Origin of the sequence: Streptomyces sp. SID486, assembly GCF_009865385.1 — a bacterium.
Classification (GTDB): domain Bacteria; phylum Actinomycetota; class Actinomycetes; order Streptomycetales; family Streptomycetaceae; genus Streptomyces.
In genome coordinates, this window is the sequence record NZ_WWJT01000353.1 from 1 (window position 1) to 16,400 (window position 16,400).

Consider the following 16,400-nt stretch of genomic DNA (forward strand, 5'->3'; position numbering starts at 1 on the left):
GCCGGCGCCCGCCCGGGCCGGCATGCGCGTCCCGGCACCCGTACCGACGCTCCCGCCCGCCTAGCCGGCGCCGGGCGGGACCGGACGCCCGGTCACCGACGGGCGGGGCCGGTGCCGGTCGCCGCTGCGGACAGTTCCCACAGTCGTGCGGCCGAGCCGGGATCGACGGCGTAGGCGCGCACACCGCCGTCGTCCATGGGTTGGCCGGGCGCGGAGACGCGGGCGACGTCGCAGTCCTCGAGGTAGAGCCCGCCGCGGCCGTCCAGCAGGGGCGACGTGGCTGCCCACAGGCCGGTGGCGGCGCCCTGGGAGGGCGTCTTGAAGCCGGCGTCGACGACATTGCCGTGTTCGTCCACCCACCCCCGCTCGATCTGCTCCTGCCGCGTCATCTCCCGCTGGAGGCCGGTCAGGATCCTGCCCGGGTGGAGGGCGTACGCCCGGACGCCGTCGTCCTGCCCGAGGGCGTCGAGCCGCACGGCGAACAGGGCGTTGGCGGTTTTGGCCTGTCCGTAGGCCAGCCATTTGTCGTAGCCGGTGGTGAAATGCGGGTCGTCCCAGCGGATGCCGGTCAGCACGTGCCCGGCGGAGCTGTTGACGACGACGCGGGCACCGCCGGCGGCGGCGAGGAGCGGGTACAGCTCGCAGGCGAGGGTGAAGTGCCCGAAGTGGTTGACGGCGAGCTGGCTCTCCCAGCCGGGTCCGAGGCGTCGCTCGGGAGTGGCCATGACGCCGGCGACGGCCATGAGGAGGTCGATCCTGTCGAGGCAAGCGCGGAGCCGGGCGGCGGCGGCGCGCACGCTGTCGAGGTCCGCCAGATCCATGGGGACGACATCGCAGCCGGGCACGTCCCGAAGAGCCGCGCGGGCGGCCGAGGGCCGGCGCGCCGGTACGACGACCCGCGCCCCGGCGGCCGCCAGGGCCCGGGCGGTCTCCAGCCCCAGCCCGGAGTAGCCCCCGGTCACGACGGCGGTGGCGCCGGCCAGTTCGACGCCCGACATGACGTCCTCGGCGGTGCTGGCGGCGGAGAAGGGTGAGCCGAGCGGCTGCTGTCCGGTGGTGGTCATGGCGACGACGCTACGAACTAGAGCGCGGTCTAGATCAAGCCCTAATGTGGGCGGCATGGCGACAACCGAAACCCCCGCGGATTCACTGGGCATCGGCGAGGTGGCCGAGCGGACCGGACTCAGCGTGCACGCACTGCGCTTCTACGAGCGCGAGGGCCTGCTGGCCGCACCGATCCGGCGCACCACGGGCGGCCGGCGCCGCTACACCCGCACCGACGTCGACTGGCTGCAGATCTGCATCAGGCTGCGGGAGTCGGGGATGCCGCTCGCCGACCTCAAGCGGTTCGCCGAGCTGGTGCGGCAGGGCCCGGGCAACGAAGCCGAACGCCTGCGGCTCCTCGACGCCCATCAACGCCGCGTCGAAGCGCAGATCCGGGCGCTGGAGGAGTGCCGGTCGGTCATCGCCTGGAAGGCCGGTGTCTACGCCGAGCACCTCGCCCGCGGCGAGGCCGGGGGACTCTGGGACCCGACCTCCTGAGTCCCGAGCACCTCGCCCGCGGCGAGGCCGGGGGACTCTGGGACCCGACCGCCTGAGTCCGGCTGCCGGACACCGCCCGGACCCGCCGGACGGAGCGCGCCTGCTCGCGCTCGCGGCGTCGACCACGCACGATGCCTACGTCACCCGGGTACGCCGGGTGACACTCCCACCGTCCTCATCCGCCGTCGGCTCCGGCGGCCGTCGCAGAGGAGTGAGCGTGCGCCGACTCGACCTGTTGGTGATCGTCGTCTATCTGGTGGCGATCGCCGTGATCGGACTGCGACTGGCGGGACGGCAGAAGTCGGCGAAGGACTACTTCGTCGGCGAGGGCCACATGCCGTGGTGGGCCGTGTCGTTCTCCGTCGTGGCCACCGAGACCAGCGTGCTCACCGTCATCAGCCTCCCGGGCGGCGCGTACAGCGGACAGGGCTTCGGGAACGTCGAACTGGCTCTCGGCTACGTCATCGGGCGCGTCGTCGTCGCGACCGCGCTGATCCCGCTCTACAAGCGCGGTGGCTTCGTGAGCGCCTACCAGTACCTCGGCTGCAGATTCGGGCCGAGGCTGCAGGGGCTCGCCTCGCTCGCCTTCGTCTTCACCCGGCTGCTCGCCGAGGGCGTACGGCTGTTCGCCTCCGCCATCCCGATCAAGCTGCTGCTCGACGAGTTCGGCGTGCACGCGGGCTACCGCGTCATCATCGTCGTCCTCACGGTGATCACCGTTGTCTACACCTACCTCGGCGGCATCAAGGCGGTCATCTGGACCGATGCCATCCAGATGGGCCTCTACCTGGGCGGCGCCCTCCTCGCCATCGGTGTCCTGGCCGGTCACGTCGGCGGCGACGGCTTCCGGCGCGCCCTGCACGCGGGCCGGTTCACGCTCTTCGACACCGACTTCGGCCTGGCCCACATCCTCACGAGCCCGTTCGCGCTCCCCACCGCGATCATCGGCGGGGCCATCTTCGCCATGGCCAGCCACGGGTCCGACCAGCTGATCGTCCAGCGCGTCCTGGCCACCCGGTCGCCGCGCGACGGGCAGAAGGCCATGATCGGCTCCGGTGTCTTCGTCACCGTGCAGTTCGCGGCGTTCTCCCTGGTCGGTGCACTGCTGTGGTCGTACAACCAGGGCAGGAGCTTCACCGAGCTGGGCCTGAGCAGCTCCGACGACCTCTACCCGGACTTCATCCTGCACGGACTGCCCGTGGTGATCTCCGGCCTGCTGGTGGCCGGCATCCTCGGCGCGGCGATGGGCTCGCTGTCCTCGGCGTTGAACTCGATGTCGAACTCGACGGTCGCCGACATCATCCACAGCCTCTTCCGCACCACGCCTTCCGAGGACTTCCTGCTCAGGGTGGCCCGGCTGATGACCCTGGTCTGGGCGGTGCTGATGGCGCTGTTCGCCTGTGCCTTCAGCGCCGGCACCGGGAACGTCTACCTCACCGGCCTGACCATCGCGGGGTACACCTACGGCGCGCTGCTGGGGGCGTTCCTGCTGGGACGGCTCGTGCGGCGGGCGAGTGAGGCCGACGCCGTCATCGCGTTCCTGGTGACGGTTGGTGTGATGACGTACGTCGTGCGCGGCGTGAGGATCGACGTCGGTGCGGCCGGCGCGACCGTGCCCACCGCGATCGCCGCGCAGTGGCTGGTCCCCCTCGGTGTCATGGTCACCCTGACCGTGGGCGGTGCGGCCAGCCTGTTCCACCGTGCACCCGCCGGTGTGCAGGTCGTCGCCGACGAGCCCGGGTCCGGCCCGGACCGTGCGGCGGCGGCCGTCGCCCCGGACTGACAGCCCCGGCGGCCGCACCGGACACACCCGCGCTCGCACAGCGACGGCCCCTCGGGAGGGACCATGCAGCAGCAGCAACAACAACAGCGACAGCCACGGCGAAGGCGACGGCCACAGTCGTACCCGTACCCGTACCCGTACCCGTACTCTCAGCGCCACTCGCAGCCACAGCCGTACCCGTGCCCGCATTCACAGCCGCACCCGCAGGCACCGTCACCGGCTCGGCCGCCGTGCGCCCCGGCTGCCCGCCGGGCACTCTGTGCGGGGGCGCCGTGCGCGTGATCGGCCTGATGTCGGGCACTTCGTTCGACGCCATCGAGGCCGCCGCGGCGGACCTCACCCTGGACGGCGACAGCCTGCTCCTGCGGCCACTCGGACACCTCTGCGTCCCCTACCCGGACGACGTACGCGACCTGATCGGCGCGACCCTGCCTCCGGCCGCCACGACCACACGGTCGGTCTGCGCCCTGGACACCGGCATCGGCCAGGCGTTCGCCGACGCCGCGGTACGCGCCCTGCGCGAGCTGTGCGACGGAACCGCCGACCTCGTCGTCTCGCACGGCCAGACCCTGCACCACTGGGTCGAGGACGGGACGGTCCGGGGCACCCTGCAACTGGGCCAGCCCGCCTGGATCGCCGAGGCGACCGGGCTGCCGGTCGTCTCCGACCTGCGCAGCCGGGACGTCGCCGCCGGCGGCCAGGGGGCGCCGCTGGTCTGCATGACCGACGCCTTGCTGCTGTCCGCCCTGCCCGGCAGACCCGCCGCACTCAATCTCGGCGGCATCGCCAACGTCACGGTACTCGCGCCCGGTGCCGAGCCGCTGGCCTTCGACACCGGTCCGGCCAACGCGCTGCTGGACGCGGCCGTACGGCATTTCACCGGGGGAGCCGCCGCCTACGACGAGGGCGGGCGCAGGGCCGCGGCGGGCCGGGTCAGCCCCGAACTGCTACGGGTCCTCCTGGACGACGCCTACTACCGCAGGCCCGCCCCCAAGACCACGGGCAAGGAGCGCTTCCACCTTCCCTACCTGCGACGGGCCCTCGACGCCTGGCCCGTGCCGGCCGCCGACGACGTCCTCGCCACCCTGACCCGGCTGACCGCCGTCACCGTGGCGGAAGCCTGCCGCGCCCACGGCGTCACCCAGCTCGTCGTCTCCGGCGGCGGCACCCGCAACCCGGTGCTGATGCGCATGATCGCCGAGGAGCTGCCCGGGGTGCCGCTGCGCCTCAGCGACGCCCTGGGTCTGCCGTCGGACGCCAAGGAGGCTCTCGCCTTCGCCGTCCTGGGTTTTCTCACCGCCCACGGTCTGCCCGGGGTCTTCCCCTCGGGAACCGGCGCCCGGCGGGCCGCGGTGCTCGGCAGCATCACCCCCGGCCTGTCGCCGCTGCGCCTGCCCGCCCCCGCCGCACGGCCGCCGCGCGTGCTGCGGATCCTGAGCTGACGCGCGGCGACAGCCTCAGACCAGTTCGGGTTGTGGTTCCGGACGCTGCGCCGGGATGACTTTCGGTTCCCACAGTTCGGTGGTCCGCGCGTAGCCGTATACGACGGAGACCATCGCCAGAAGGAGAAGGGGCCCGAACACCCACGGGTACGTGGCCATCTGCAACGGGAGAAAGCGATAGGACAGCAGGAGTGCGACGAAGACCGTCGCGCCGTGGGCGACCAGCTTCGTTCCGGCCCGGTCCCAGCCGCGGTCGATCGAGCGCAGCGCTGCCTCGATCGTCACCGTGAACACCACACCGGCCACGAGGTCCACGCCGTAGTGGTAGCCGAATCCCAGCGTCGCCCCGAGCGTGGCGATCAGCCAGAACGTGCCCGCGTAGCGCAGCGCGCGCGGGCCCCTGCGGGAATGGATGAAGATCGCGGTGGCCCAGGCGGTGTGCAGACTGGGCATGCAGTTGCGCGGGGTGATCCCGTCGTACGGCATCTCGTGCGGGCTGATGACCGGCGGCGGTGTGTGGGGCCACAGGCTGGCCAGCGCCCAGTGCCCGCCGCCGGTGCCGAACGCGCCGTTGCCGTAGGCGAAGACCGGGCCGACCACCGGGAAGATCATGTAGATGCCCGGCCCGAGCAGGCCGATGACCAGGAAGGTGCGCACCAGGTGGTGCTTCGGGAAACGGCGCTCGGCCGCCACGTTCCGCAGCTGGTACAGCGCGACGACGACCGCGGCCACCGCGAGCTGGACGTAGACGTAGTCGAGGACATGGGTGCCGACCGGTCCCGTGGCCCTGACGATCCGGCCGACCAGCCACGACGGGTTGCCCAGCGCGTGATCGGCGGTCGCCACGTACTGGTCGAGCACGTTCGGGCGCGTCTTCGACGTGATGAGGAGCCAGGCGTCACCGGTCTTGCGACCGGTCACCAGCAGCAGGCCCAGGCCGACGCCTTTCAGCAGGAGGACGCGTTCCCGGCCGGTCCGGCGGGTGACGGCGAGGACACCACAGCCCAGGATCACCCACAGGGCGCCGTTCCCGAACATCATCCTGGCGTCGAAAGCCCACCGCACGAGGAAGAAGACGACATCGATACCGACGGCGACGGCGGTCGCGACGAACCTCTCCCGCCAGGTGAGCACCACCATCATCAGCGCCATGCTGGCGTACAGCAGTGGCCCCGATTTGGGGGCGAATATCACCTCTTGCGCCTGAGTGGTGATCGGCCCCGGTACGCCGTAGTGGCGCGCGGCGATCTCCAGCGCGACGAGGAATCCGAGGGTCACCACGCCCGCCGATGCCCACAGCACCGCCCGCGGCCGACTCCGAACGGCGGACACGGTGCTTGGGTTTGTTCGCGAAGAGACCCGCGACGCTTTCGATATCAATTCTCAGCCGATTTGTTGGTCGTCAGTCGATCGTTGTCAGCCTGGACATGTTAGCGGAGCGGGCTGTTTCTCAGGTCACGGGTGCACCGGAAGGTGACGGGCTGTCAGCGCGTGGCTGTCGGTGTGAGACGCCTGCGCGGCGCGGCGGCGAACCCCTCGGCCCTTCCCCACCGGGTGCGCGGATCCGCCACGCGCTCCGCCGCGGCCCGTTCGAGGCCGCGCACGAGGCCGACCACCAGGCCCGCGAGGGCTTCGCGAGGGCCCGGCAACCGGGGGAGTACGCGTCACCGGAAGGCATCGCGACTTCGGGCGGCACCCGTGACACGGCCGAAGAGGAGTGCGGCGAGCAAGGCGGTCAGGACGAGGACCGCGCTTGCCCACAGCGGCCCGCGACTGCCCATGGCACCGAGGGCGGCCGCGGCGACGAGGGGGCCGACGGCGGCGCCGACGTTGAGTGCCGCGGTGGCATACGCCCCGGCCATGGTGGGGGCTTCGACCGCCTCGTGGATGACCCTCGCGATCAGAGTGCTGCCCACCGCGAACGACAGCGCCGCCTGGACGAACACGAGGGTGAGGAAGGCGGTCCGCACCTCGGCGAACACGGCCAGGGCCGGCCAGCCGATGACCAGCAGAGGGCCGCCGACCGCGACGACCAGACCGGGCCGCTGGTCCGAGAGCCTCCCCGCGAGAGTGACGCCGGCGAAGGAACCGGCACCGAAGAGCACCAGCACGGCTGGGATCCACGGCCTGGCCAGCCCGGCACTGCCGGTCACCAGGGGAGCCAGGAAGGTGAGGCTTCCGAAGGTCGCCGCGTTCACCAGCGCACCGAGCAGCATGGCAAGGATCAGCCCCGGGCTCCTGAGCTGCGCGATCTCCGATCGCAGGGCTGGTTCGGCGGTCCCGCCCGGCCGCACCGGGTGTGGAGGGACGCCCTTGAGGATGCCGAGAGCGGCGGGCAGACAGACGAGGGCGACAGCCCAGAGGGCGGCCCGCCAGCCGAGCGCGGTGCCGAGCAGGGACCCGCTGGGGACCCCTGCGATCATCGCCACCGTCGTGCCGGACAGCAGGACGGCCAGCGCCCGTCCCTTCCTGTCCGGCGGAACCAGCGCGGCAGCGGTGGTCAGGGCGACGGCGAGGAATCCCGCATTCGCCACCGCCGCCAGGACCCGGGTCGCGCACAGGACCGCGAAACTCGTGGTGAGGGCCCCCACGACATGCGCTGTGGAGAACGTGAGGACGAAGCCGAGGAGGCTGCCCCGGGCCGGCCGGTCGCGGACGAGCGCGGCCACGAGCGGGGCGCCGGCGGTCATCCCTACCGCGAAGGCCGAAGTGAGGGTGCCGGCTGTTCCGACGGACACGTCGAAACCGGAGGCGATGTCCGGCAGGAGACCGGCAAGCATGAACTCCGAGGTGCCCATGGCGAAGACCACCAGGGCAAGCAGGTACAGCGGGAGAGGCATCGAGAGGCTCCGAGACGAGGAAGAGCACGACAGGAAGACGTCTCGGCACGGCAGTCAGCGCCCTTGGGCGCACGCGTCCGGCCGTGGAACCCGGCGGGACGACGGGACTTCGGAAGTCGGTGGTTCAGGGGGCTGACGGCGTGACCGAAAGCCCCACCTTGGCTGCCTCAGGGCTCGACATGATCCGCACGCTACCCCACCGATCTCCGGTGCAGCACACGGATTTCGCACGCCCGCCCGGTGCCCCGAGGACATCGCAGCATAATGATCACCGAGAACACCGCCGTACGACGGCGGGGGCAGAACGGGGATCCTCCATGCGGAACACGGACGGCGGGGCCGCCCTTGTCATGGTCGTGCTGGTCGTCGGCCTGGTGGTGCGGCGGCAACTGCGTACCCGTCCCGTGCGGCGCAACGGCTCGCTGATCGCACCTGCGGTCCTCGGTGCCCTCGGTACCGCCGGGATCGCTTTCGGTGTCGCCTCGGTCGTCCGGCATCGCCCGCTGACCACGCTGCCCGTGGTCCTCCTGGTGGCAAGCCTGGCCGTCGCGGCGTCGCTCGGTGCGGCCAGGGCCCGTACCGTACGGATCTGGCGAGGGCCGGGGAGCGAGGTGCTGCGCAAGGGGACGGCCGCGACGACGGGGCTGTGGCTCGCCTCGGTCGGTGTCCATCTCGGGCTGGCGTTGTGGATCGACCACGCGGCCGGGACCGGAGTACTGGGCACGACATCGCTCTAAGCGTACCTGGCGATCGGCCTGGGCATGCAGAACCTCCTGGTACGCAGGCGCGCCGCCGCCCTGTGACCCCCGGCCGCGGTTCACCCTCCTGTCTCAGAGCCGTGTGCGCACCCACTCGGGGCTGGGGTTGACGTGCGTGTGGCCGGCCACCAGTACCGTCGGCACCGTCTCGTCGCCGTCGTTGGCCGCCCTCACGGCCGCCGCCCCGGCCGGGTCACGCCAGATGTCGACCCAGTGCAGCCGGTGCGCGTCGCGGCCGAGCCGGAACCGCAGGCGTAGGCAGTACTTGCACCCCGGCCGCCAGTAGACGATCGGCCGTCCGTCGGCGGCGCTACGAGCCTGTGCCTCCGCCGCGCCGACGGAGCGTGGGAACACCAGCGGCGAGTGCACCACCGCGAGCAGGACGAACAGCAGCAGCACCGGAACTGCCCCGTCGGCGGACCCGCGGACGAAGAGCGTGGCCGCGACAAGCGCGCCAGGGGCCATGAACGACAACGGGAGGATCCAGGCGCGCGTCATGGCGAAGCAGCCTACCGGCGACGTGGGTTCGGCCGGCCGGTAGGGGAGGGGGTGGCGGCTGCGGCTGCGGCTCAGGCATCGGGGACCGCGAGCCCGAAGTCGTCGTCTGCCGGGGCGAGTCTCCCGCAAGATCCCGGCGCACCTCGCTGTCGTCCATCTGGGGGAGGCCGGGATGCAGTGTGTGCGCGTTTCCGTACGGTCGGTTGCAAGCCCGGGATGCGCCCTGGCTCCCACGTCAGGAGGTTCGTCATGCGTCGGATCGGCTCGACACTCACCACGTTCGCCGCCGCCGGGGTGCTCACGCTCGCCGTGCCCAGCTCGGTCAATGCGGCGAACGGCTTCGTCGTGATCGGCGGAGTCGTGCACACCAATCCGAGTGGCTGCATCGAGATCCCCACGCTGGCAAGCGTCTTCAACGTCACGGACATACCCGTCAAGGTCCACAACGTCCCCGGCTGCCTCGGCGGTGTCGTCCAGATCATCCCTCCCGGGCTGGCGGTACAGGTGCCTGGAACGCACAGCCTCTTCCTCGGCTGAGCCGATGCCGGCCGACCGGTCCCGGCCGACCGGTGTCGGTCGGCCGAAGCCCGCCGGCCGTGTCGGCTGACGAGCGGTGGAGGTGAGGATCCCGGCTCGCGAGTCCCGCGCGACCGCCTGCCTCCTCCGTGCCGTCGGAGCCGCTCACCCCGCTCGGCTCCGAGGGGGGCGGATCACGGGCGCCCGGCGTCACGGCCGCCGGCATACCGAAGGGCGGTCGCCTGCCTCGTCCCGTCGCCCGCCTCGAGGGACGGCCGGTCCGCGATCCATGACGGCCCGTCGGTCCGGCAAGGCGCCGCACCCCTCCCGCACGCGATCCGGATAGGTCATCCGTATCTGTTACAGTGATCTCGAAGCGGATAATCTATCCACATACGCGGGGCGGGTGGCATGACGAAGCAAACAGCATTGGTCACGGCAGGTACGGCGGGCATCGGGCTGGAGACCGCGCTGGGACTGGCGGAGGCCGGCTACGCGGTCACCGTGGTCGGGCGCGACGCCGAACGCGGCGCCCGCGCGGTCGAACGGATCGACGCCGTGGCGTCCGCGCACCCGGCCCGGTTCCTGGCCGCCGACCTCTCGTCGCTCGACGCGGTCCGCCGGCTCGCGGGCCGCGTCGGCGCGGAGGGGCCGCTGACGGTGCTGGTCAACAACGTGGGGGCGATGTTCCCGGACCGGCAGGACACCGTGGACGGGATCGAGGCGGCGTTCGCCGTCAACCACCTCTCCCCCTATCTGCTGACCGAGCTGCTGCTGCCGGCGCTGCGGGCCGGTGCGCCGAGCCGGATCGTGAACGTCACCTCGGGCGCCGTCGGTACCGCCAAGCGCGTCTTCGACGCCGTCGAGCCTCCCGGGGGCTACTACGGCTTCCACTGGTACGGCCGCGCCAAGCTGGCCAACCTCGCCTACACCCTGCGGCTGGCGCACCGGCTCGACGGCACGGGCGTCTCGGTCTTCGCGGCGGACCCCGGCGGCGCCGCCACCGACATGACGAACGGCACGATGCGCGATCCCAAGATCGTCTCGCCGGGGCTGCGGCTGCTGTGGCCCTTGGTCCGGCGCAAGTTCGAGCGCTCGACCTCGGGTCCGGCGTCCCTCGCGGCCAGGCCCTCGGTCTTCGCCGCGACCGACGGCTCGCTGGCCGGCCGGACCGGCGTCGTGATCGGACCCCGGGCACTCCCGGTCGATCCGTTCCGCGCGGCGACGGACCCCCGTACCGCCGAAGCAGTCCGCCGTCTCAGCGAGCGGCTCGCACCGCTCGCCCCGCTCATGACGGAGTGACGGGTGACGGGGTGACGGAGTGACGGAGTGACGGGGTGGCGCAGGGGCGGGAGCGGCGCGGATGCGGATGGGCCATCCAGTTAGACTCCTCGCATGACGACCGCCCCATTGCGCAAGGACGCCGCCCGCAACTGGGAGCGGATCGTCGCCGTGGCTCGTGATCTCGTGGCCGAGGGCACACCCCTGCAGCTCAACGACATCGCCCGCCGCGCCGGCATGGGCGTGGGCACCGTATACCGGCACTTCCCCACCGCCGAGGCGCTCCTGGAGACCGTCGCCGCCCCCGGCCTGGAGGCGCTCGCGGGCCACGGCGAGCAGGCGCTGGCCGACGACGACGCCGGGCGCGCCCTCGCCGGCTTCCTCGCCCGCACCGTCGAAGCGCAGGTCACCGATGCCGCCCTGGCTCCGGTCACCGCCGCACCCGCCGACGCCCTGCCCCGCACCACGGAACTGAAGAGGACCCTGCGGTCGGTCGGCCGGGAGCTGCTCGAACGGGCCCGCGACGCCCGCGTCGTACGCGCCGACCTGTCCGCCGACGACCTCGTCCCGCTGATGTGCGGGATCGCCTACGCCGCACAGGTGCACGCCGACCCGGCAGCCCGCGTCGAGACCGCCCGCCGCTATCTGACCGCGCTGCTGGAAGGTCTGTACGTCGGCTGAAGGGCGGGAGCGGGCCGGCGGCCATCGGGTGGGCCGCTCATGCCAGCCAGGTTCCGTCTGGGCCGCTCATGCCAGCCAGGTTCCGTCGCGCATGACCACCCGCCCGGACAGCTCGCGCTCACCCCGCCAGGCACGCACCGTCCCCGGCACCACGCGTATGTAGAGGAACGGGTCTTCCTCCGTACGCGGGTCCCAGCCGAACTTGTCGGCGAACGCTTGTGCGGCGCCCGCCGACACGTCCCGGGCCGGGACACCCTGCGCCTCACCCTGGACGAGCACCACGTCGAAGGTGTCGGGCAGTGCCAGGCGCACGCGTGGCTGCGCCCGGACGTTGCGCGCCGTCACGGACGCGGCGCTCGTGCACATCCACACCGCCCGCCCGTCCCACAGGAACCACAGAGGTACCTGGTGCGGCCCGTGTGCGGGGTGAGCCGTCGACAGCCATACGTCCCGCTCCGTGACGAGCCGCTCCAAGGTGTCCCGTACGCGCTGTGCCGTGGAACGGCGGACGATTTCCGTAGTCATGATCGCCGACCCTAGCCAGCTGTGATCAGACAGGCATCGGGCGCAGGACGTACGACCTGAGGACCGCGGCGTACCGCCGTCAGCCGGTGACGATCAGGGCGAGCGCCGTGAGGACGAGGGCGTACGAGGTGACGGACAGGACGGTGCGGGCGATGAGCGCCGGCCGCGATCGCCGGCGCGGGGGTGAGGCGAAGCAGCAACACGGCTGCTCGGAGCGGTGATAGGAGGAGTCCAGCCAGTAGGAGCCCAGGAGGCGGGCGGTGCCGGTCGAGCGCGGTTCGTCGTCCATGCGCGGGTCAACGCCTCGGAAGTCAGGCGGGGTACGGCGGCGGGCCCGGTCGGCACCGAACCGTGATCCTGCATAACTGCTGGGCAACTGCCGCTGTCGCAGGGGCCCTTCGTCCCGTCGGGCCGGCACACACGGGCGCTCCGCCGCGCCGGAGCCGGTGGCGCGGTGTGGCCGGTGGCCGGGTGCGGGCGGGTCGCGCCAGGTCCGGCGGCCGGTGTGGCCGGGTGCGGACGGGGCGCGCCGGGTCCGGTGGCCGGTGTTGGCCGGGTGCGGGCGGGTCGTGCCGTCAGCGCGGCGTGTACCTGCTGCGGATGGCGGTGGTGGCGAGGAATCCGGTCGCGGCTGCGGTGAGGAGGGCGCAGAAGGAAAGCAGGAGCGTGTGACGGTGCATCGTGCGGGCCTTTCTTGCCGTGGTTCGTGGATGTCCTGCACAACGAGGACGATCGCGATTCGGCTCGTCCCCACGGCGGATGCAACTCGCATGGCCCTGCGAGCCGATGTGGCGGCGGACAGCACAAGGGCCTTCCGGCACCCTGTGCGGGAAGGCCCTTGTGGAGGGGGCGCGACGTCAGTGCTTGAACGCGTCCTTCGCCTTTTCCTTGGCCTCGCGGGCGTCCCCCGTGCTCTTTTCCGCCTGCCCCTCAGCGGCCAGACGGTCATTGCCGACGGCGCGTCCCGCGGCCTCCTTGATCTTGCCCTCGGCCTGCTCGGTCTTCGCCTTGGCCTTCTCGTCGGCGGTCATGGAATACGCCTCCTCATAGCTTCGGTGCCACTTTCTCGTAAGCCCCCTCGTGCCCCGGCTTTCCCTGCACAAACAAGGTCCGGCCGGGGAATGAAGGAGTAAGTGCCGGGCATACGGCGGCTCAGGAGGTAATAATCATGGTTCCCCTGCTGCTCGTTCTTCTTCTGGCCCTGATCCTTTTCGGCGCCGGTTTCGCCCTCAAGGTCCTCTGGTGGGTCGCCATCGCCGTCCTCGTGCTGTGGCTGCTGGGCTTCGTCATGCGCTCCACCAGCGCCGGTGGCGGGCGCAGCCGCTGGTACCGGTGGTGACCTGACCCCGGCACCCGCCGGTACACCCCCGTCCCCGCCCGCAGGGCCCGGCCGACGCCACGGCCGGGCCCTGCGGGCATGCCCGACGGTGAGACGGGTCCGTACCGTGTGCTAACCTCGCGTGTTTGCTTGCCGTCACGTCGGTCGATTGCTGTTCCTGCCCGGCCTTCCTCGGTACGTTCCCCTGCGGAAGGCTGTTCATGAACCACCCCGACCGTCCCGGCACCTCGCGCGACGACGCCCGGCCGGAGCGGACCACCACCGCGACCGTGCCGCCGGCCGCTTCCTTCGCCGAGCTGGGACTGCCGTCCGAGGTGCTGCGCACGCTCACCGGACTGGGCGTCCGCGAGCCCTTCCCGATCCAGGCGGCCACCCTGCCCAGTGCCCTCGCGGGTCGCGACGTCCTGGGGCGCGGGCGCACCGGATCCGGCAAGACGCTCGCCTACGGCCTGCCGCTGCTGGTACGGACGGCGGGGCGGCGCGCGGAACAGAAGCAGCCCCTCGCACTGGTGCTGGTGCCCACCCGGGAGCTGGCCCAGCAGGTCACCGAGGCGCTCACGCCGTTCGCCGAGGCGCTCCGGCTGCGGATGGCGACCGTCGTCGGAGGCATGTCGATCGGCCGGCAGGCCGCCGCGCTGCGCCAGGGCGCCGAGGTCGTCGTCGCCACTCCCGGCCGTCTGCAGGACCTCGTCGAGCGCAAGGACTGCCGTCTGGGCCGGGTGCGCGTCACCGTCCTCGACGAGGCCGACCAGATGTGCGACATGGGCTTCCTGCCGCAGGTCACCGAGGTGCTCGGCCAGGTGCGCCCCGACGGTCAGCGGATGCTGTTCTCGGCCACCCTGGACCGCGACGTCGACCAACTGGTCCGCGATCACCTCCACGACCCCGTCGTCCACTCGGTCGATCCGTCCGCCGGCGCGGTCACGACGATGCAGCATCACGTCCTGGTCGTCCACGGTCCCGACCGGTACGCCGTCACCACGGAGATCGCCGCCCGCGACGGCCGCGTGCTGTTGTTCCTGGACACCAAGCACGGCGTCGACCAGCTCACCCGGCACCTGCGCGCCAGCGGGGTGCACGCGGCGGCCCTGCACAGCGGAAAGTCCCAGCCGCAGCGCACCCGCACCCTCGCGCAGTTCAAGGACGGCCAGGTCACCGTGCTGGTGGCGACCAATGTCGCGGCTCGTGGCCTGCACGTCGACGACCTCGATCTCGTGGTCAACGTCGATCCGCCGACCGACCCCAAGGACTATGTGCACCGCGCGGGCCGTACCGCCCGGGCGGGGGAGTCCGGCAGCGTCATCACGCTGGTGCTGTCGGGCCAGCGCCGTGAGCTGAGCCGCCTGATGGCCGAGGCCGGCGTCGAGCCGAAGATCACCAAGGTGCGCTCGGGGGAGGCGGAGCTGAGCCGCATCACCGGCGCCAGGAAACCTTCCGGCACCCCGCTCGACGGCGGCCCCGCCGCACCCCGGCCCAAGAACCACAACGCTCCCTTCCGTGGCCTGGGCACCAGCAAGGACGCCTCCCGGGGGGCCGGTGGAAAGTCGCGGAAGGCCGGCGAGGCACGCAAGCTCGCCGAGGCCCGAAGGGCGGCCCAGATGCGCCGCGGCGGCTGAGAGCCGCCGCCCCCCTGCGACCGGCTGTCTCGGCCCCGGAGGGCCGGGAACCCGCGGCGACGGCCACGCCGTTCCGGAATAGCCTGGAGGGGAGCTGCACCGGCGCGGGACGGACCCTCCCGACGGATCCGCTTCGCCGCGGGGGACGCGGAAGTGGGAGGTATGGCCATGCCCTGGAGTCTGAACGGCACCTACCTGGAGAGCTGCAACTGTGACGTGGTGTGCCCCTGCACCACCTCCGGCCTGACCGCGCCGGCCGACCACGAGCGCTGCCAGGTGACCCTCGCCTTCCACGTGGACAGCGGGAACGTGGACGGGGTGGACGTCTCCGACCGCAGTGTCGCCGTCTTCATCGACGCACCCCAGGTGATGGCCGAGGGCGGCTGGCAGGTGGCGCTGTACGTCGACGCCGCGGCCGACGGCGGCCAGGCGGACGCACTGGGAGCGGTCTTCTCCGGCCGGGCCGGCGGCCCGATGGCGGCGCTGGCCCCGCTCATCGGCGAGGTTCTCGGCGTGCAGCGCGTCCCCATCGACTACCGGGACGACGGCCGCCGCCACGCCGTGCGGGTCGGTGACGCCATCGACATCGAGATCGAGGACCGGATCGCCCCGCAGTTCGGCGACGACGGTCCGGTGATGGGCCTGACCGGCATGTTCCATCCGGCGAACACCACGCTGACGATCGCCCGGTCCACCCGGGCGACGGGCGCCGGCGTGTACGGCCGGTCCTGGGACTTCACCGGCGGCAACGGGCACTCGGCGCCGTTCACATGGTCCGCGTGAGCGGTGGACCGGCCGTCGCCGGGCGCAGGACGGGTCCCGCCGGGTTGCTGCTGGTCGCGGCGGCGGCGGCCTGGGTGTGGGTGGTGGCACGCGGCGGCGACATGCCGGCGGTGCCCGGCACCATGGGCCTCGGTCCGCTTCCCTTCCTGGCCGTGTGGACGCTCATGACGGCCGCGATGATGCTGCCCGCGACGGCGCCCGTGGCCGCGCTGTACGCGCGCACCCTCACCGCGCACCGGGCGTCGCACATGGCCGTCTTCACTCTCGCCTACCTGCTCGTCTGGGCCGCGGCCGGGCTGCCCGCCTACGCGCTGGCCGCCGGCCTCGGCCGGGCGGCGAACCTCCCCGTGGCGGCGGGGACCGTGGTGGCCGCGGCCGTCTTCGCGCTCAGCGGTGTCTACCAGCTCACGCCCCTCAAGGACCGCTGCCTTGCGAGGTGCCGCTCGCCGATCGGGCTGATGCTGCGCTACGCCTCGTACCCGGGAACCGCGCGCGATCTGCGGGCCGGTGCCCACCACGGTGCCTTCTGCCTGGGCTGCTGCTGGTCGCTGATGGTCCTGCTCGCGGCGTTCGGTGTGATGAACCTGTGGGCCATGGTGGTCCTGACCGCGGTGATCACCGTCGAGAAGCTCGCTCCCGCCGGGCGCGTCGTGGCCCGGGCCGTCGGGGTCACCTCGATCGCCCTGGCCGTCGCCGTCTTCTGGGTACCGGATCTCGCTCCCGGCCTCACCGGCGGTGGCATGACCGGGATGTGACCGCGGACCGCTCGGGTGACGGCCGGGGTGTGACCGCGGAC

General features: G+C 72.2%; 18 protein-coding genes. 11 read left to right on the forward strand and 7 right to left on the reverse strand.

Features of this window, described 5'->3' with window-relative positions; translation table 11 throughout:
• Nucleotides 1–92 precede the first annotated feature (92 nt).
• A complete protein-coding gene (locus tag GT045_RS16495; protein ID WP_161334624.1) occupies nucleotides 93–1,064 on the reverse strand; it encodes an oxidoreductase in 972 nt (323 codons plus the stop codon).
• Between the two features lie 55 nt (nucleotides 1,065–1,119).
• Between GT045_RS16495 and GT045_RS16500 the strand changes: the two genes are divergently transcribed.
• From GT045_RS16500 to GT045_RS16510, 3 genes are all read left to right on the forward strand, one after another.
• Nucleotides 1,120–1,542 carry a MerR family transcriptional regulator gene (locus tag GT045_RS16500; RefSeq protein WP_202528250.1) on the forward strand — a complete coding sequence of 141 codons (423 nt, stop codon included), beginning with the start codon at nucleotides 1,120–1,122 and terminating at the stop codon, nucleotides 1,540–1,542.
• A gap of 217 nt (nucleotides 1,543–1,759) precedes the next feature.
• Nucleotides 1,760–3,325 (forward strand): sodium:solute symporter, encoded by a 1,566-nt coding sequence (locus GT045_RS16505; RefSeq protein WP_161334627.1) that lies wholly within the window; start codon nucleotides 1,760–1,762, stop codon nucleotides 3,323–3,325.
• Between the two features lie 272 nt (nucleotides 3,326–3,597).
• Nucleotides 3,598–4,767, forward strand: coding sequence for an anhydro-N-acetylmuramic acid kinase (locus GT045_RS16510; RefSeq protein ID WP_161334636.1), 1,170 nt, complete (start codon nucleotides 3,598–3,600; stop codon nucleotides 4,765–4,767).
• A gap of 15 nt (nucleotides 4,768–4,782) precedes the next feature.
• Here the strand turns inward: GT045_RS16510 and GT045_RS16515 are convergent, their stop codons facing one another.
• Both GT045_RS16515 and GT045_RS16520 read right to left on the reverse strand, forming a co-directional pair.
• Nucleotides 4,783–6,069 carry a phosphatase PAP2 family protein gene (locus GT045_RS16515; RefSeq protein ID WP_161334629.1) on the reverse strand — a complete coding sequence of 429 codons (1,287 nt, stop codon included), beginning with the start codon at nucleotides 6,067–6,069 and terminating at the stop codon, nucleotides 4,783–4,785.
• 362 nt (nucleotides 6,070–6,431) lie between these two features.
• The gene (locus GT045_RS16520) at nucleotides 6,432–7,607 is read right to left on the reverse strand and encodes a Cmx/CmrA family chloramphenicol efflux MFS transporter (RefSeq protein WP_161334631.1); all 1,176 of its coding nucleotides are present in this window, start codon (nucleotides 7,605–7,607) and stop codon (nucleotides 6,432–6,434) included.
• Between the two features lie 317 nt (nucleotides 7,608–7,924).
• Between GT045_RS16520 and GT045_RS16525 the strand changes: the two genes are divergently transcribed.
• Nucleotides 7,925–8,344 carry a hypothetical protein gene (locus tag GT045_RS16525; protein WP_237538648.1) on the forward strand — a complete coding sequence of 140 codons (420 nt, stop codon included), beginning with the start codon at nucleotides 7,925–7,927 and terminating at the stop codon, nucleotides 8,342–8,344.
• 93 nt (nucleotides 8,345–8,437) lie between these two features.
• On the opposite strand, the gene GT045_RS16530 is transcribed toward GT045_RS16525, so the two are convergent.
• The gene (locus tag GT045_RS16530; protein WP_161334633.1) at nucleotides 8,438–8,863 is read right to left on the reverse strand and encodes a glutaredoxin domain-containing protein; all 426 of its coding nucleotides are present in this window, start codon (nucleotides 8,861–8,863) and stop codon (nucleotides 8,438–8,440) included.
• A gap of 249 nt (nucleotides 8,864–9,112) precedes the next feature.
• Here GT045_RS16530 and GT045_RS16535 point away from each other — a divergent pair, with 249 nt between their 5' ends.
• From GT045_RS16535 to GT045_RS16545, 3 genes are all read left to right on the forward strand, one after another.
• Entirely contained in the window at nucleotides 9,113–9,400 is a 288-nt protein-coding gene (locus tag GT045_RS16535; RefSeq protein ID WP_161289129.1) for a hypothetical protein, read from the forward strand.
• A 390-nt stretch (nucleotides 9,401–9,790) separates the two neighbouring features.
• Nucleotides 9,791–10,681, forward strand: a complete 891-nt coding sequence (locus GT045_RS16540; protein ID WP_161334634.1) for an SDR family NAD(P)-dependent oxidoreductase — start codon at nucleotides 9,791–9,793, stop codon at nucleotides 10,679–10,681.
• 93 nt (nucleotides 10,682–10,774) lie between these two features.
• Complete coding sequence (locus GT045_RS16545) at nucleotides 10,775–11,341, forward strand: TetR/AcrR family transcriptional regulator (RefSeq protein WP_161291955.1); 567 nt, start codon at nucleotides 10,775–10,777, stop codon at nucleotides 11,339–11,341.
• A gap of 66 nt (nucleotides 11,342–11,407) precedes the next feature.
• Here GT045_RS16545 and GT045_RS16550 read toward each other — a convergent pair whose 3' ends face one another.
• The 3 genes from GT045_RS16550 to GT045_RS16560 form a co-directional block, all read right to left on the reverse strand.
• The gene (locus GT045_RS16550; RefSeq protein WP_161291959.1) at nucleotides 11,408–11,869 is read right to left on the reverse strand and encodes a pyridoxamine 5'-phosphate oxidase family protein; all 462 of its coding nucleotides are present in this window, start codon (nucleotides 11,867–11,869) and stop codon (nucleotides 11,408–11,410) included.
• Between the two features lie 76 nt (nucleotides 11,870–11,945).
• Nucleotides 11,946–12,155 (reverse strand): hypothetical protein, encoded by a 210-nt coding sequence (locus tag GT045_RS16555; RefSeq protein WP_161291953.1) that lies wholly within the window; start codon nucleotides 12,153–12,155, stop codon nucleotides 11,946–11,948.
• A gap of 568 nt (nucleotides 12,156–12,723) precedes the next feature.
• Nucleotides 12,724–12,897: a CsbD family protein gene (locus GT045_RS16560; RefSeq protein WP_161291951.1), complete on the reverse strand. Its 174-nt coding sequence runs from the start codon at nucleotides 12,895–12,897 to the stop codon at nucleotides 12,724–12,726.
• A gap of 137 nt (nucleotides 12,898–13,034) precedes the next feature.
• Here GT045_RS16560 and GT045_RS16565 point away from each other — a divergent pair, with 137 nt between their 5' ends.
• From GT045_RS16565 to GT045_RS16580, 4 genes are all read left to right on the forward strand, one after another.
• Complete coding sequence (locus GT045_RS16565) at nucleotides 13,035–13,205, forward strand: hydrophobic protein (RefSeq protein WP_161291949.1); 171 nt, start codon at nucleotides 13,035–13,037, stop codon at nucleotides 13,203–13,205.
• Nucleotides 13,206–13,405: 200 nt separating this feature from the next.
• Nucleotides 13,406–14,821 carry a DEAD/DEAH box helicase gene (locus tag GT045_RS16570; protein WP_161291947.1) on the forward strand — a complete coding sequence of 472 codons (1,416 nt, stop codon included), beginning with the start codon at nucleotides 13,406–13,408 and terminating at the stop codon, nucleotides 14,819–14,821.
• A gap of 168 nt (nucleotides 14,822–14,989) precedes the next feature.
• Nucleotides 14,990–15,604, forward strand: a complete 615-nt coding sequence (locus tag GT045_RS16575) for a DUF1326 domain-containing protein (RefSeq protein WP_161291945.1) — start codon at nucleotides 14,990–14,992, stop codon at nucleotides 15,602–15,604.
• Nucleotides 15,592–16,359, forward strand: a complete 768-nt coding sequence (locus GT045_RS16580; RefSeq protein WP_202528254.1) for a DUF2182 domain-containing protein — start codon at nucleotides 15,592–15,594, stop codon at nucleotides 16,357–16,359. Before GT045_RS16575 ends, GT045_RS16580 begins: the two co-directional genes overlap by 13 nt.
• Nucleotides 16,360–16,400 lie beyond the last annotated feature (41 nt).

What these genes read in the sequence shown, in the direction of transcription:
- GT045_RS16495 (WP_161334624.1), bottom strand. Translation starts at nt 1,064, where the DNA reads ATGACCACCACCGGACAGCAGCCGCTCGGCTCACCCTTCTCCGCCGCC.
- GT045_RS16500 (WP_202528250.1), top strand. Translation starts at nt 1,120, where the DNA reads ATGGCGACAACCGAAACCCCCGCGGATTCACTGGGCATCGGCGAGGTG.
- GT045_RS16520 (WP_161334631.1), bottom strand. Translation starts at nt 7,607, where the DNA reads ATGCCTCTCCCGCTGTACCTGCTTGCCCTGGTGGTCTTCGCCATGGGC.
- GT045_RS16525 (WP_237538648.1), top strand. Translation starts at nt 7,925, where the DNA reads ATGCGGAACACGGACGGCGGGGCCGCCCTTGTCATGGTCGTGCTGGTC.
- GT045_RS16530 (WP_161334633.1), bottom strand. Translation starts at nt 8,863, where the DNA reads ATGACGCGCGCCTGGATCCTCCCGTTGTCGTTCATGGCCCCTGGCGCG.
- GT045_RS16535 (WP_161289129.1), top strand. Translation starts at nt 9,113, where the DNA reads ATGCGTCGGATCGGCTCGACACTCACCACGTTCGCCGCCGCCGGGGTG.
- GT045_RS16540 (WP_161334634.1), top strand. Translation starts at nt 9,791, where the DNA reads ATGACGAAGCAAACAGCATTGGTCACGGCAGGTACGGCGGGCATCGGG.
- GT045_RS16545 (WP_161291955.1), top strand. Translation starts at nt 10,775, where the DNA reads ATGACGACCGCCCCATTGCGCAAGGACGCCGCCCGCAACTGGGAGCGG.
- GT045_RS16555 (WP_161291953.1), bottom strand. Translation starts at nt 12,155, where the DNA reads ATGGACGACGAACCGCGCTCGACCGGCACCGCCCGCCTCCTGGGCTCC.
- GT045_RS16560 (WP_161291951.1), bottom strand. Translation starts at nt 12,897, where the DNA reads ATGACCGCCGACGAGAAGGCCAAGGCGAAGACCGAGCAGGCCGAGGGC.
- GT045_RS16565 (WP_161291949.1), top strand. Translation starts at nt 13,035, where the DNA reads ATGGTTCCCCTGCTGCTCGTTCTTCTTCTGGCCCTGATCCTTTTCGGC.
- GT045_RS16570 (WP_161291947.1), top strand. Translation starts at nt 13,406, where the DNA reads ATGAACCACCCCGACCGTCCCGGCACCTCGCGCGACGACGCCCGGCCG.
- GT045_RS16575 (WP_161291945.1), top strand. Translation starts at nt 14,990, where the DNA reads ATGCCCTGGAGTCTGAACGGCACCTACCTGGAGAGCTGCAACTGTGAC.
- GT045_RS16580 (WP_202528254.1), top strand. Translation starts at nt 15,592, where the DNA reads ATGGTCCGCGTGAGCGGTGGACCGGCCGTCGCCGGGCGCAGGACGGGT.